Origin of the sequence: Cuspidothrix issatschenkoi CHARLIE-1, assembly GCF_002934005.1 — a bacterium.
Lineage (GTDB): Bacteria > Cyanobacteriota > Cyanobacteriia > Cyanobacteriales > Nostocaceae > Cuspidothrix > Cuspidothrix issatschenkoi.
Window position 1 is genome coordinate 1 of sequence record NZ_PGEM01000055.1, and the last position, 13924, is coordinate 13924.

Annotated in this window: 12 protein-coding genes; 5 read left to right on the top strand and 7 right to left on the bottom strand. The window is 38.3% G+C overall.

The window, feature by feature from the left end:
- Window positions 1-185 precede the first annotated feature (185 nt).
- Window positions 186-755 (bottom strand): pentapeptide repeat-containing protein, encoded by a 570-nt coding sequence (locus CUN59_RS08520; RefSeq protein ID WP_104387442.1) that lies wholly within the window; start codon window positions 753-755, stop codon window positions 186-188.
- Between the two features lie 343 nt (window positions 756-1098).
- Between CUN59_RS08520 and CUN59_RS08525 the strand changes: the two genes are divergently transcribed.
- Entirely contained in the window at window positions 1099-1686 is a 588-nt protein-coding gene (locus CUN59_RS08525; RefSeq protein ID WP_104387443.1) for a hypothetical protein, read from the top strand.
- Between the two features lie 69 nt (window positions 1687-1755).
- Here the strand turns inward: CUN59_RS08525 and CUN59_RS08530 are convergent, their stop codons facing one another.
- A complete protein-coding gene (locus tag CUN59_RS08530) occupies window positions 1756-3825 on the bottom strand; it encodes a DNA phosphorothioation-associated putative methyltransferase (protein WP_243406900.1) in 2070 nt (689 codons plus the stop codon).
- Window positions 3826-4228: 403 nt separating this feature from the next.
- On the opposite strand from CUN59_RS08530, the gene CUN59_RS08535 reads away from it, so the two are divergent.
- On the top strand, window positions 4229-4447 hold the full coding sequence (locus CUN59_RS08535; protein ID WP_104387445.1) for a hypothetical protein: 219 nt from the start codon (window positions 4229-4231) through the stop codon (window positions 4445-4447).
- Window positions 4448-4460: 13 nt separating this feature from the next.
- On the opposite strand, the gene ribD is transcribed toward CUN59_RS08535, so the two are convergent.
- The 4 genes from ribD to CUN59_RS08555 form a co-directional block, all read right to left on the bottom strand.
- Window positions 4461-5630 carry a bifunctional diaminohydroxyphosphoribosylaminopyrimidine deaminase/5-amino-6-(5-phosphoribosylamino)uracil reductase RibD gene (ribD, locus tag CUN59_RS08540; protein ID WP_104387446.1) on the bottom strand — a complete coding sequence of 390 codons (1170 nt, stop codon included), beginning with the start codon at window positions 5628-5630 and terminating at the stop codon, window positions 4461-4463.
- A 5-nt stretch (window positions 5631-5635) separates the two neighbouring features.
- Window positions 5636-6253: a rod shape-determining protein MreD gene (gene mreD / locus CUN59_RS08545; protein ID WP_104387447.1), complete on the bottom strand. Its 618-nt coding sequence runs from the start codon at window positions 6251-6253 to the stop codon at window positions 5636-5638.
- Between the two features lie 149 nt (window positions 6254-6402).
- Window positions 6403-7200 carry a rod shape-determining protein MreC gene (gene mreC, locus CUN59_RS08550; RefSeq protein WP_104387448.1) on the bottom strand — a complete coding sequence of 266 codons (798 nt, stop codon included), beginning with the start codon at window positions 7198-7200 and terminating at the stop codon, window positions 6403-6405.
- Window positions 7201-7361: 161 nt separating this feature from the next.
- Window positions 7362-8369, bottom strand: coding sequence for a rod shape-determining protein (locus CUN59_RS08555; protein ID WP_104387449.1), 1008 nt, complete (start codon window positions 8367-8369; stop codon window positions 7362-7364).
- 461 nt (window positions 8370-8830) lie between these two features.
- Between CUN59_RS08555 and CUN59_RS08560 the strand changes: the two genes are divergently transcribed.
- Complete coding sequence (locus tag CUN59_RS08560; protein WP_104387450.1) at window positions 8831-9193, top strand: single-stranded DNA-binding protein; 363 nt, start codon at window positions 8831-8833, stop codon at window positions 9191-9193.
- A 70-nt stretch (window positions 9194-9263) separates the two neighbouring features.
- Here CUN59_RS08560 and CUN59_RS08565 read toward each other — a convergent pair whose 3' ends face one another.
- A complete protein-coding gene (locus CUN59_RS08565) occupies window positions 9264-10010 on the bottom strand; it encodes an SIMPL domain-containing protein (protein ID WP_104387451.1) in 747 nt (248 codons plus the stop codon).
- A gap of 542 nt (window positions 10011-10552) precedes the next feature.
- On the opposite strand from CUN59_RS08565, the gene CUN59_RS08570 reads away from it, so the two are divergent.
- Window positions 10553-12643, top strand: coding sequence for an NACHT domain-containing protein (locus CUN59_RS08570; protein ID WP_243406901.1), 2091 nt, complete (start codon window positions 10553-10555; stop codon window positions 12641-12643).
- 209 nt (window positions 12644-12852) lie between these two features.
- Window positions 12853-13782, top strand: a complete 930-nt coding sequence (locus tag CUN59_RS08575) for a glutaminase (protein WP_104387453.1) — start codon at window positions 12853-12855, stop codon at window positions 13780-13782.
- Window positions 13783-13924: the final 142 nt, after the last annotated feature.

Below are 13924 nucleotides of genomic sequence, written 5' to 3' on the forward strand. Positions count from 1 at the left end.
TCTAAAATCATTAAATCTCGGATAGATGGTAGAATCATGAACCGAGATTTGAATGGTGCGCGAGGAATTTATCTACGTGCATTGGTTGATACGCCTTGGTTGAGAGAAAATCTCGACTTATGTATTTGTTAGCATTAGTTAGCAAAAAAGTATCGGGCATGTATCATTAATTTTGTATAACAACATCAGCTATGAATACTACCATCAGGCATAATTGCCCCAGTTAAGAAGGTTTCACTCATATCTGTGTCCTCTAAATTAGCTCCAGTTAAATTCACTTCGCATAAATTAGCTTCGCTTAAATCTGCACCACTCAAATCTGCTCCTTGTAAGTCTGCTTTCCACATTCTCACACCTCCCATTTTCGCGCCGCTCAGGTTTGCACCCTGCAAGTTGGCGGCGGAAATTGAGGCCATGTGTAAATTAGCATCACACAAGTTAGCACCACTTAACAATGCCCCGCTAAGATCGGATTCATTTAGATGAGCAGTTGACAAAATAGCTTCAGTTAAATCAGCACCACAAAGAATCACTTCGGATAAATGCGCTCTTTCTAACTTTGCCCCTTGCAGATTGGCTTTACTTAAATTAGCTCCACTTAAAGATGCTGCTGTGAGATTAGCTCCTCTTAAATCTGCTCTGCCGAAGTCCACACCACCTAAGTTGACTCCTTGTAAATTTGCTCCGGGTAAAGCAATACAATTAAAGCTTCTTTCTCCTATGGCGTATCTGGCTAAAAGTTCTTGAACATTCATAGTTTTCTAGACCTTAGTAAGTAGTCAGACAAAATTCAAAAAGTAATTAAATATTGATTACAGAATAATTACTGATAATATGGTTTATCTTTTTCGTTTATTTAATCAAACCCTAAATACATCTTCAATTATCAATCTATTCACATTTTTTAACTTATTGACAAGAAAACAAATGCGTAAGAATTCAGGTGAGGTAAAAAGATCCCCGACTTCTGTGATCAATTTATCATTCATGGACGCAATTAATAAAAGAAGTCGGGTATCTGGGTATGAACGAGTGCTATAGCTGAATATTTATGCAAATGCTACAATCAAACTACAGGCTAAACACGGATAAGTATTTATGAATACTAGCAATTTAAAATTAGGTAGATATTTGACTTTAGAGGAATTTTGTACTTGTAGTCAAACCTATCATAAATATGCCGAAAATATCAACCCATATCCGCAAAATATATCGGAAGTTATTCCTGCCTTACAGGATTTACACAAATTTATCATTGACCCAATTATAGATTATTTTAGTCGAGAAAAATTTCGACTTACCTACGGTTTTTGTTCACCAGATTTAAAAAAGTATCTGGAGAAAAAAGACCCAGTTACAGGTCAAAAAAATGGGCGTGTCGCTCCTAACCTTGACCAGCATATCAGCTATGAAATCAATAAAAATGGTAAATACTACTGTGAAAGATTAGGCGCTGCTTGTGATTTTTTGATTATAGATTTACCGAGTACAAAATTAGTAGAATGGATTTTACAAAATAAATTGCCTTTTGATTCTCTCTATTTTTACAGTGACCACCAACCAATTCACATTAGTTATGGAAATCAACATAAACGAGATATTTGGACATTTAATAATTCAGGAATTCCCACAAAAAAAGGAATTGGAGATTGGATAAAATTAGCTCAAGAAATTGAACGCCGATAAACGCAGATTAAGATGAGATACAGAATTTACCTAAAAAATCATACACCAAAGGACTTTCAACTCTGTTCCCTATTCACTAATCTTATTCCTTTCTATTTGACGATGATTAACAGCATTTTTTAATAATTTTAATTTATAGGGATCAGCATCTTTCGCCCAGCTTAACTTAAAACCCTGTAAAATGCAGCAATTTTCTTTTAAACATTTTTTCCAGCCAGAAAGACGACTAATATTATGCCAATTATCTAAAAGTCCCCTATCTTCTTCTTGACGAGTTAATTTAGCGAATTTTTCATATTGGGGATAATCGGCAGTAACTAAAGATTCTATTTGGTGTAAAATTGGCGGATCATCTTCTAGATCATAATCTTGATAAGTAACGTGTAAATCTCGTAAATCAATTGTCATAACTCTTGATAAAATGGGATGGGGATCAATATCAAAATCAGGATAAAATAAATAGGAAATTTTGGGTGTTTTTAGATGGAATTTAATCACATTTGCTTCTTCTAATCTCCCAATGGTGCGACTTGCACAACCTTCATAAAGACGTAATAAAGGATCAATGGCTTGTAATGCAGAAATATGAACCCAAAGGGAATTATGTAATTTTTTTCCTACCTTACTTTCCCAACAACGTTTAATAATTAGTTCTGTATTTCCTAGACTGCGTAACATTAAATCTGCATCTAAACAGGCTTGTTTATAACTACTATATAAACTGAGTATGTCCTGTTGTACTGCGGCTGCTAATTTTCCTAAGCGGGGACGACGGCTGAAATTACACAGTGCTAAATAGACCATTAAATCTTGACGGCGTTTGTCGGCGATCGCTTCCCATTCATCTACGTCTGTTGCCTGTATAATGACATTAAAAGCCCGGCGCAAAGTCCCAAATTGTTCGGTAATTTCTGCTTCTTGAGGTAATTCCCCTTTACTGGGAAGTCTTCCCCGTTCCGTCATAAAAGTCATCAACGGCGTTAATAATTCCTGGTATTCTTCAAACCGCTTCACACAAGCGCGTACTCTGGGAGTAGTGGCACGGGAACGGAAACGAGAAGCGCGAAATAATTCAGCTTCAACTTCATCTCGAAAAACAAAATAAACCCCCAAACCGGCAGGAATAGCATCAACTCCTAATACTTGGTCAATGTAAATTTTTAATTCTTCTTGCTCATAATATTTCTGAAATGTGTTGCGATTAGTAATAATTCCATCACCATAGGCAATCACACCCCGTTTCATATCTGATATTAATACTTGAGCAGCTACTAGCAGCACCTTCTGAGTCAATTCCCAAGCTTGTATTAAAGCTTCCCGGCGCTCGCTTTGATTTTCAATTACATTAATCACAAAACCAATATTGACAACATCCGCAGTTATTTTAGGTGTATCTGGTGAGTAGTAAGGATCCCAACCAGAACTTTTATAACCTTGTGCAGCAATGCGAGTAATATCCCCACCGTGGCCACAACCATAATCAAAAAAGGTAGTTTCTGGACTAAATAAGCCACATTCTAGGGCTAACCGCACAGGACGGGATAAATCAGGACGAATAATAGCGGCTTTATGTCGGTCTATTTTGGGAACTATATTTGTAGCTATGGAACTACTTTCTCTTTTAATTAAGTGATGTCCTTGTACTTGGACACCATAGACTTGTAGGCGTTGTTCCCAACCTAACTTAGTACCAATTCCTTGGGGATGATTAAGTAAACCCAAAGCCACTTGAGCGCGAGTTAAGGAGGCAAACTCCTCATAAAAGGGATAGTCAGGAGTAACAAAGGTTTCTTTGCGGTGGAGAATAGGGGGATTTTCTGAGTCGCTATAATCTCGATAGCTAATTTCTAGAGTTTCTACGTCAACCTGAATACTAGCCTGTAAAGCTGGATGCGGATCAGTATCAAAATCAGGATAAAATAAATAGGAAATCTTCGGTTTAGTAGTGCTAAATTTAACTAGAGTTGGCGTATGTAATTGAGGTAAAGCACTACGAGCGCGGCTTTCATATTCCTGAAGCCAAGGGTTAAGAGTATGTAACGCTAAAATATGAATGTAAAAAGCATCAGGTAACATTTTGCCAACGGAATTGTCTTGGCAATATTGAGTTATGTTACTCAGATTAATAGGATGAAACATTGAGATATTTTCCTCAAGTACATTCCACTTTATGATCAGATTTAACCATGAGTCTGTCATTTTGTAAAATTATTATCTTAGGCCTGGGGAAGAGAGCAGGGCAGCATTAGTATAGCTACGCTCATCAACCGGGATCACAGGAGCAGGGGAGAATTATTTTTATTAGCAATTACCAATTACTAATTACTAAATTTTCTGATTGTTTGCTCTAAACTTTATTGAGATAAATGAAGTAAATTTTTGTTAATTTATATAAGTTGATATTTCTTAATTTTAAGTAAGATATAAATTGATTTCTTAAATTTTTAATAATACTTATATCTTGTTGTAGATTTATGCCGTCAATCAATATCAGAATTGTGTAATCTGAAAAGAACTAAATTAATGATTAAATAGAGGTCTAATGACTCCAACCATCATGCGTCAACTTTGGTCTATAGTTGAAGCCACCCATACAGTAACTCTCTTGCAATTAGATGATGCGAGTTTAGTACAATGGTTGGTTAAACAAATCACTAATCAATCTTTCTTAGATGCCCATGAAATTGATTTTCTTTGTGAGTACATTCAATCGCGTCTGAGTCTGATTCGTGATTTAGCTTATGAACGCCAACAATCTTAGTTGAGTATCTATACTATTTAATTACTGATGGTAAATAACCTTCTACTAAACAATCAGAGCCGACTATTCGCCAAGTCACACGTTCTAAGGCTAACGCTTCAGTCATATTAGTTAAACCCAAATCCCCTACAGGTGTAGGCGCGTAATCTCCACCAATAATTTTAGGGGCGATAAATGCCATAATTTTTTGCACTGCGCCTTGAGCGATCGCACTAGCTGCTAGGATACCCCCACATTCCCATAGCACGCTACAAAAACCACGCTCATATAAATGGGCCATGACTTGCTCCGGTGTCAATGACGCAAATTCCACCACTTCCACCCCTTTTGATCGCAGCATCTTTTGAAAGGGCTGTGAACTACCAACTTCTGTTAATACTAAAGTTGGGGCTACATGAGTATCCCATAGTCGAGCTTGTTCTGGTAAATTCAGACTCCGACTCATCACCACTCGCAGGGGATTATGAACCTCAACTTGATGGCTAGTTAGGTAAGGGTTATCTTGTCTCACCGTATTACCACCAACAATAACAGCATCACAAGCGGCTCGGAGACGGTGAACCTCAGTCCGAGCATCTTGATTTGTTACCCAAGCACTATGACCACCAGTAGTGGCAATTTTGCCATCTAAGGTCATAGCATATTTCAAAATTCCTAAAGGGCGTTTGTAGAGAATGCGATGGACAAAACCTTCATTTAATCTTTGACAGGCTGCTTCCTCTACTCCTACTACTACTTCTATCCCGGCAGCACGTAACCGCCCAATTCCCCCACCTGCTACTAAAGGATTAGGATCAACCATGCCCACCACAACTTTAGACACACCAGCATTAATTAGCCCTTCAGAACAAGGAGGGGTGCGTCCATGGTGGTTACAAGGTTCAAGACTGACATAAATAGTGCTGCCCCGCGATCTCTCTCCTGCTGCTCTTAGGGCAAAAACTTCTGCATGGGGTTCGCCGGCACGGGGATGAAACCCTTCCCCGACAATCTTGCCATCTTGGACAACTACCGCGCCAACTAAAGGATTGGGTGAAGTGAGTCCCAAGGCAGTGCGGGCTAGTTCCAGACAACGTAACATCATCCGCGAGTCAAAGTCATTACCTACCGTTTCTTTGACTACAGGTTGATGATCTTGGGGTAAAGATGCAGATGTTGTAGAGAACCCTGGGGAATTATCCATTTAACTTATGATGAATTACGAATTGATTTGATTTGCTGCCACCAACGATTGAGAGGATAGTAAACAACAGGGGCCCACAAACTACTGAGAATTGCTGAAGCTAAAGTAGCACGCTGGTAATATGTCCAAATACTTTCCCAACGGCGATCGCCCATGAAAGATAACTGCACTGCAAAAATAGTATCTGCTACCACAGCCATCCCAAATACAATTAAAGCAATAGAAATAAAGTCTTCTTGAATGAATCGCTGTTTTTGGATTAATGCTGTGAACATTCCTACTATTCCTAAACTCAAGGCATGAGTTGGATCTGGTGATGTCATGGCATCTTGTAACAGTCCTAAAATTATTCCTGATAGCATACCAGAAAATACCGAGCGATTTACACTCCAAGCCACAACCCAAATTAGTAACCAGTTAGGAGCAATGCCTAATAATTCCATGCCAGGAAGACGAGTTGGGGATAAGAGTAAACATAACAGCACAGTTCCCACCATGATCATCCAATCTACACATTGATGCCACCAAGGATGCCAAAGTTTTAATGGCGGAATTAAAAAATAAGATTTGCGGGTTGATGATGGTTTTCGATTTCTTTTACCAATAAATCTAAGTATCTTCATCTTTATGGTCATGGGTGATGGGTAGGAAGAGGCAGGAGGTAAAACTAGGTTTTTAGATAGGTTTCAATTTACAAACAAATATCTTAACTCCTGATTCAATGAATCCTGTAGGGGCGAACGGCCGTTCGCCCCTACTGACTCATGAATTTTTAATTTTTAACTTTTAATTTCTCTAGACTTTCCGACTCTTGTTTCTCTACTGGAGGATAAACGGTTACCCAATCTAAATAGCGAATAGGTGGAAATAGTTCTACTTTGGCAATTGAGGCTGGAAGTTTTTTCAAATCTAAAGATTTAATTCTACCTATGGCTAAACCTGGGGAAAATTTCTGACTATAAGTAGATGTAGATACTAAATCACCTACTTTCACATTAGGAATTTTTTCATAAAACTCTAGTATGCCTTCACCCGAAGCATCTCCTTGTAGAATTCCTTTCGCTGATGTGCGGCTAACAGTCACACCTATTTGACTTTTGAAATCACTCACTAATAATACACTACTAGTATTAGCTGTCACACTTTCGACTAATCCCACTAAGCCACCCTCAGCTTTAATAATAGAGCCGGCTTTAATCCCGGATCCGCTACCACGATTTAAAATTACTTGTTGCCACCAATGGCCTGCACTCCTACCGACTACCCGTGCTATAATCGGTTTTTGTGACTGGACTTCTTTCTCTATATAACCCACTAAACTTTTTAATTTTTCATTTTGGCTTTCTAACTCAGCTATGCGAGTTTCTAACTCTAGCATTTTGGCATCCCGTACATTTTTATCCGGCATTGTCCCTGAATTTAGCATTTGCAAGGGACTAGACATACTTTGATAAAGCTCACGGAGTAACGCGCCCCTAGTTTCTCTGAGTGTCCAAGCACTACCTATCACTAAGGCTAATAATCCTATTTGTAATCCTTTATATTCCCACCAACGTCTTACAGTGAACATATATACCTGTACACATCTATAAATTTATTGGATTATGAAGACTGAAGAACTGATTCTAGTGCCTAGGTTTTCTCAGGACAAATATTAAATTAAAGTAATGGATTCCATAGTCATATTAAGAAAAGATACAGAATCCAATATTTCTAATTTACTAGTTGTTGTTACATATTGCGAGAACGACCGCTAAATACTCTTTCTAACTGTTTGAAGTTCTCTAATACACGCCCTGTTCCTAAAACTACACAACTAAGAGGATCCGCAGCAATATGAGTAACAATTCCTGTTTCGTGACTGATTAAGGTGTCTATACCTTTAAGCAATGCTCCACCACCAGCTAACATGATGCCTCTGTCAATAATATCTGCGGCAAGTTCGGGTGGTGTGCGTTCTAATGTTCGTCTAACTGCTTCTATAATTACCCCTAGAGGCTCTAACATACTTTCTCGAATTTCTGGGCCTTTGATGGTAACTGTTCTGGGTAAACCAGATAGTAAATGTAAGCCCCGCACTTCCATGGAAGTCTCACTATCATCTCCGGTAGGATAGGCAGAACCAATTTTAATTTTAATATCCTCAGCAGTGCGTTCACCAATTACCAGATTATGAATTTTTTTCATGTACTGGATAATGGCTTCGGTGAGTTCATCGCCAGCAATCCGTACTGATTCACTAATTACCGTACCTTGTAGACTTAATACTGCTACTTCTGTTGTGCCACCACCAATATCAATAATCATGTTACCTGTTGGTTCGGCGACGGGCAATCCTGCACCAATAGCTGCTGCTACTGGCTCATCAATTAAAAATACTTCCCTTGCTCCGGCTTGGGTGGCGGCATCCATTACAGCCCGTCTTTCTACCCCTGTGACTCCACTAGGAATGCCGATGACAATGCGGGGTAACATTAAGGATCTACCTTCATTAACTCGCTGAATAAAGCTCTTTAGCATTAATTCGGCGGTATCAAAGTCAGCGATGACACCGTCACGCAGAGGACGCAGGGCAATTACGTTACCGGGTGTACGACCCAGCATTTTTTTAGCTTCTTCTCCTACTGCCAAAGCCACCTTTTCATTTTGATCAATGGCTACAACGGAAGGCTCTTGCAGAACAATTCCTTTACCAGATACATAAACTAGGGTATTAGCTGTACCGAGGTCGATACCCATATCCCATGATGGACGAAAATTTCTGAAAAACCCCACTTTCTTCTATGCCCCCTATATGCTCGACGTGTAAGTATAAAGATAAGATTCAATAATGATCTATCCATGACCCTTGTTGGACTGACCCCAGTAAACTAGGCTATTTTTTGCCTCTAGCTTCTGTCAATATTGATTTTATTTGCAGGAGTCTTACCTCTATCTTCTCAATATCACTCAGTATAACCGTATAATTTTTCTAATTTTCTAGTCTTTTTTGATTTTTTTTTGTAAATGTAAAGTTAATTGTTAGTATACATAACATATTTCTATTATTTTGACAATTAGTTATTATGAGGGGCAGGAGGCAGGACGCGCAACACCCATTTTGCTTGGGTTTTGGTTGTTCAGTTTGTACCTCACGGATGTGCAGTCTGCTGTATTCTAAAATTTAGGTAACACAATACAAACATACTAAAAGGAAATTCATGACTATTAATGTTGTGACTCTGGTTGGTCGTGTGGGCGGCGACCCAGATATGAAGTTTTTTGAGTCGGGTAAGGTACTGTGTCAATTAACACTTGCTGTTAACAGGAAATCACGTAACAATGACAAGCCAGACTGGTTTAATCTGGAACTCTGGGGAAAAACGGCAGAAGTTGCGGGGAACTATGTCCGTAAAGGTAGTTTAATTGGCATAAAAGGTTCTTTGAAGTTTGATACCTGGAGCGATCGCCAATCTGGAGTTGGCCGATCAAAACCAGTGATTTTAGTAGATCAGTTAGATTTATTAGGTTCAAAACGCGATGGTGACGGCGGGATGTCTGATATGTCACCAGATAATTTTTAATTGGTCGGTTATCATTGGTCAGTTGTTCATTGTTTTTCTTTGCTAATGACTAATGACCAATGAAGAATTACTAATAACTGATTTGCAATGTTACTGATGCTTGTACTTCCTGTTCACCAGCGACTATGGGAGTAGAGGCTTGTGTTAGTGCCATTTTAGCAACATCAGCCCGATAAGGCATGGGTGGTGGAGGTGGGGTTGCACCATTAATTTGAACACTGATAATGTCTTTTTGTTCTAAACCTAAGCTGCTAAGAACTGCTTTTGCTTGTTCTTGAGCATCTTGGGTAGCCTTTTTTAAGGCTTGTTTTTGGGCGTTGGCGATCGCCTCATCACTGGCAATAAAACTCACACCATTAATTTGTGTCGCCCCTGCTTTGACGGCATCATCTAATAATATTCCAGTTCCATCTGTAGGAATGCGGAAACTAACTGTATTATTAGCTGTATAACCTGTAATGCGTTGGACGTTATTATTGTAGCTATATATTGGGTTGAGACTAATTCCTGTAGTAGTTAATTTCTGGACATTGCGTTTTTTCAGTAAGGTGATCACCGCCGATGATCTACGGGCGGCCTCTTCTTGTACATCTTGAGGTGTTTTACCTTGCACTTCCACACCCAAACTAACTTGGGATAAGGTTGTGGAAATTGTTTCTACCCCTCTACCACTGACAGTTAAAGTCCGCCATAATTTTTCTTTTTCTTGCGCTGATGCTGGTAAAATAAATATCGCGCACATAAATATACTCAAAGATATAAGTTTCCCAAAGTTTTTACGTGGAAAACGAGAATTAGATACAACAGTGATAGACATTTTTCTGGACACTCCTCTAGAAAGGCATCAACTCCTGGTTAACTGTTAATAATCAACAGCCACCAAAACATTTTCACATTCAGGGTGAATTACTTGATGCAATTTGTATATTTATAGTTTCACACTGCTTCAATTTATGTCAGGGCTGGTTACATTTTTTGTAACGGTAAAAATTATGTGTTGGGTTTCTTGACGTTAACCCAGTCTACTGAAATTATTTTATGATAGTTCTTCCTTGTCAGCTCTATCATAACAGATTTAAAATCGAATGTCAAGCCCTAGATCCTCTTTTTTGCGCGACTTGATTTAGAGAGTAGTATTTGTAGGGTGCGTTACTGCTTTGCCTAACGCACCCTAAACTTGATTAATGGTGCGTTACGCTACCAGTAACACACCCTATTGGACTCGTTGTAAAAAGCCATATAGCAATCCTAAATGAGTTATGAATAACAAGATCCCCGACTTCTCGGAGAAGTCGGGGATCTGACTCTTGCCAATCAAATTAGATTGGTATATTTTTATATATATTCACACATTTCAGGATGATGACAGGATTTGAACCTTTATTAGCCCAAGCTGTTAGCGGTGTAGCAGTTCCCATTTTCCAGTCTCTTTGGGGAAGCGGTGGTAAAGTTCTGGGAATGTTTGGTAAAACCCTGGATGAAAATAAAAAACAACGTATTTTTGATGCTTCTAGACAATATGAACAGAACTATGCAGAAAGACACGGTATTCTCAAAGTCTTGGGAATGCGTGAACCTGTCAAGCTAGAATCTGTGTATACAGCAGTACAGTTTTTAAATGATGATGCTATTCGTAGTTTTGCATCCATCGAAGAATTAGAACAATCATATCGTGAAGCAAAAACACGAAAGTTAAAATCTGAAGATTGTCAAAAACAACCAGGAATTAAAATTGCTAATGAAAAACAATATTTGATGGTTTTGGGTGGACCAGGTGCGGGTAAGTCTACCTTTTTAAGAAAAATGGGAATGGAAGCACTCAAAGGAAAAAAAGGAGAATTTACACATGGTTGTATTCCGGTTTTTATTGAATTAAAAAGGTTTACATCTAGCGAGATGAATATTGAAAAATATATTATTAATGAGTTTAATATTTGTGGTTTTCCAGTTCCAGAAAAATTTACAGCTAAAGCTTTAGAACAAGGTAAATTATTAATTTTATTGGATGGTTTGGATGAAGTTCCCAGTCAAAATTTAACTGAGACAATTAATCAAATTCAAAATTTTGTTGATAAATATGGTCAAAATCGGTTTATAGCTTCCTGTCGCATAGCAGCTTATCGTCATAACTTTCGGAGGTTTAGCGATGTAGCGATGGCTGATTTTGATGATGAACAAATTCAGCAATTTATTAATAATTGGTTTCAGGGAAAAGACGATAAACAAGCACAAACAAGTAATAAATGTTGGGAATTACTACAAAAGCCAGAAAACGAAGCTGCGAAAGAATTAGCACACACACCTTTATTACTAACTTTTCTATGTTTAGTATATGACCGTTCCCAAAATTTTCCTAATAATCGCAGTATGTTATATAAAAAGGCGTTGCGGATATTATTAGAGGAATGGGCTTCAGAAAAGCGAATTTTGCAAGATGAAATTTACCAAGGCTTGCATACAGAATTAGAAGAGTTGTTATTATCGGAAATTGCCTATGCAGGTTTTAAATCTAACAGATTGTTTTTCTCTCAACGGGAGATTGTTGAACAAATAAAAACATTTTTGGCGAGTAATTTGAATGCACCACAGCATTTAGATGGTGAAGCAGTTTTAAATGCCATTGCTATTCAACAAGGAATTTTAGTAGAACGGGCAGAAGATGTATTTTCATTTTCTCATCTCACTCTACAGGAATATTTAACCGCCCAATATATTGATGATTATCGTCTAGTTGAAAAATTAGTTACTGAACATCTGACAGATCAGCGTTGGAAAGAGGTATTTTTATTAGTAGCTGGGGTTATGCGGGGTGGTGCAGATGATTTGTTGCTTTTGATGGAAAAAGAAGCACAAAGGTATATCAATACCCCGAAATTACAAACTTTATTAAATTGGGCGGAAGAAGTCACAGTAGGCTCTCAGGGTGATTATAAACCAGTTGGGAAACGTGCAGTTGCGATCGCCAACGCCAACGCCAACGCCATCGCCAACGCCAACGCCATCGCCAACGCCTACGCCATCGCCATCGCCATCGCCATCGCCAACGCCTACGCCTACGCCTACGCCTACGCCTACGCCAACGCCTACGCTATTACTATGTCAATTAAATACATTGAGGAGGTAGAAAAATCAAAAATATATAATCATAACCTGAATTTAACTGCGTTACTTACTGAATTAACCACAATAGAAGCTAAAATTCCTGATAGTAGTCAACCGGAAGAAGTGCATCGAGATTTTGCTGAAAATTTGATAATAACCTTCCTGAAAAGTTTTAATCTCACTCCAGAAATGGTGAATTTATCGAAAGAAGAAATCAAGGCTTTAGATAATTTTTTATATGCTAATTATCTAATTATCCAATGTAAGGAAGCGGCGGTGCGGGTGTTTCCTAAAACTTGGGAAGCAATAGAGGGGAGGATGTTGTTAGCGACCAATAATAATGTTTAAACATATAATTCTCAATGGTAAGGATTCAGGTGAGGTGATAAGATCCCCGACTCCTTTGATTGATTGTATTCGGAAAGTGATAAATTTATCTTAGAAGTCGGGGATCTGGAAACAAGTGCTATAGCTATATAATTCTCAATGTACAAATTTGCTCTCATCCTAAATGAAAAAAGCAAATTTATCTCAACTTCCATTACCCATATTCAAACATGAACCGCATCACTATAGATAATATAAATAATTTATCTCTCTGGGTAGAACAAGCAAAAACCCAAACGCCAAGGGGGAAAGTTCTAGACCGTATTCCTATCTTAGCTACCGCTAATCCTCATTGGTTTGCTGTGCATATAAGTTTTGAATCAGGGGAAAATTATAGTTTAGGAGATACAGCTTGTCTATTTCCGTTTATGAGTGTGATTAAACCTTTTTCTTTTCTGTATCTACTAGAAAAATTTGGATCACAACAAGTTTTAGAATGGGTAAGCGTGCAACCATCGGACTTAGCTTTTAACTCATTAGCACAATTAATAGCAGATAATAGCCATCCCCGCAATCCGATGATTAATAGTGGTGCGATTACCCTCGCTGATAAACTACCAGGAAACAGTGCTAATGAATGTACACAATTATTTTATGAATGGTTGAATAAATTAGCTCATACTCAATTATATATAGATGCGGATATTCTAAATTCAGTTCGTGCTAATCGTTCTCCAATAAATATAGATATTACAAACTATCTCCATCAAGCCGGAAATGTAAAGAATATTGAATTTGCTCTTGATGTTTATGAACAAATATGCTGTATATGTGGCAGGGTAGAAGATTTAGCGAAGTTAGGAAAAGTATTAGCTTGTCAAAGCGATGTGATTAACAATGAACATCGGCAAATGGTGAATACAGTGATGTTAACTTGCGGTTTATATGAAGCTTCCGCCGAGTATGCTGTGAAAATAGGTTTACCGATGAAATCTGGTATTAGTGGGGGACTAATGGCCATAGTACCAAATCAGGGAGCAGTGGCCAGCTACAGTCCTGCTTTAGATAGTATAGGTAATCCTGTAGCTGGTTTGGCATTGATGGAAACTTTGTCTGTAAGAATTCAGGACTCAGGAGTCAGGAGTCAGAATATGTGTTAGGAATCTTCGCGTTTTGTGATTATTTAGGGGTTGCTGAAAAAGTTGTCTGTGAGGAGAGGGAACAGGGAACAGGGAACAGGGAACAGGGAACTCTGGAACTGTTAACAGGGAACAGGGAACTCTAGGAAGCAAACTAAACAGC

Excerpts from the sequence above, each read along its gene's own strand:
- CUN59_RS08520 (WP_104387442.1), bottom strand. The coding sequence starts at position 755 with ATGAATGTTCAAGAACTTTTAGCCAGATACGCCATAGGAGAAAGAAGC.
- CUN59_RS08525 (WP_104387443.1), top strand. The coding sequence starts at position 1,099 with ATGAATACTAGCAATTTAAAATTAGGTAGATATTTGACTTTAGAGGAA.
- CUN59_RS08530 (WP_243406900.1), bottom strand. The coding sequence starts at position 3,825 with ATGTTTCATCCTATTAATCTGAGTAACATAACTCAATATTGCCAAGAC.
- CUN59_RS08535 (WP_104387445.1), top strand. The coding sequence starts at position 4,229 with ATGACTCCAACCATCATGCGTCAACTTTGGTCTATAGTTGAAGCCACC.
- ribD (WP_104387446.1), bottom strand. The coding sequence starts at position 5,630 with ATGGATAATTCCCCAGGGTTCTCTACAACATCTGCATCTTTACCCCAA.
- mreD (WP_104387447.1), bottom strand. The coding sequence starts at position 6,253 with ATGAAGATACTTAGATTTATTGGTAAAAGAAATCGAAAACCATCATCA.
- mreC (WP_104387448.1), bottom strand. The coding sequence starts at position 7,200 with ATGTTCACTGTAAGACGTTGGTGGGAATATAAAGGATTACAAATAGGA.
- CUN59_RS08555 (WP_104387449.1), bottom strand. The coding sequence starts at position 8,369 with ATGGGTATCGACCTCGGTACAGCTAATACCCTAGTTTATGTATCTGGT.
- CUN59_RS08560 (WP_104387450.1), top strand. The coding sequence starts at position 8,831 with ATGACTATTAATGTTGTGACTCTGGTTGGTCGTGTGGGCGGCGACCCA.
- CUN59_RS08565 (WP_104387451.1), bottom strand. The coding sequence starts at position 10,010 with ATGTCTATCACTGTTGTATCTAATTCTCGTTTTCCACGTAAAAACTTT.
- CUN59_RS08570 (WP_243406901.1), top strand. The coding sequence starts at position 10,553 with ATGATGACAGGATTTGAACCTTTATTAGCCCAAGCTGTTAGCGGTGTA.
- CUN59_RS08575 (WP_104387453.1), top strand. The coding sequence starts at position 12,853 with ATGAACCGCATCACTATAGATAATATAAATAATTTATCTCTCTGGGTA.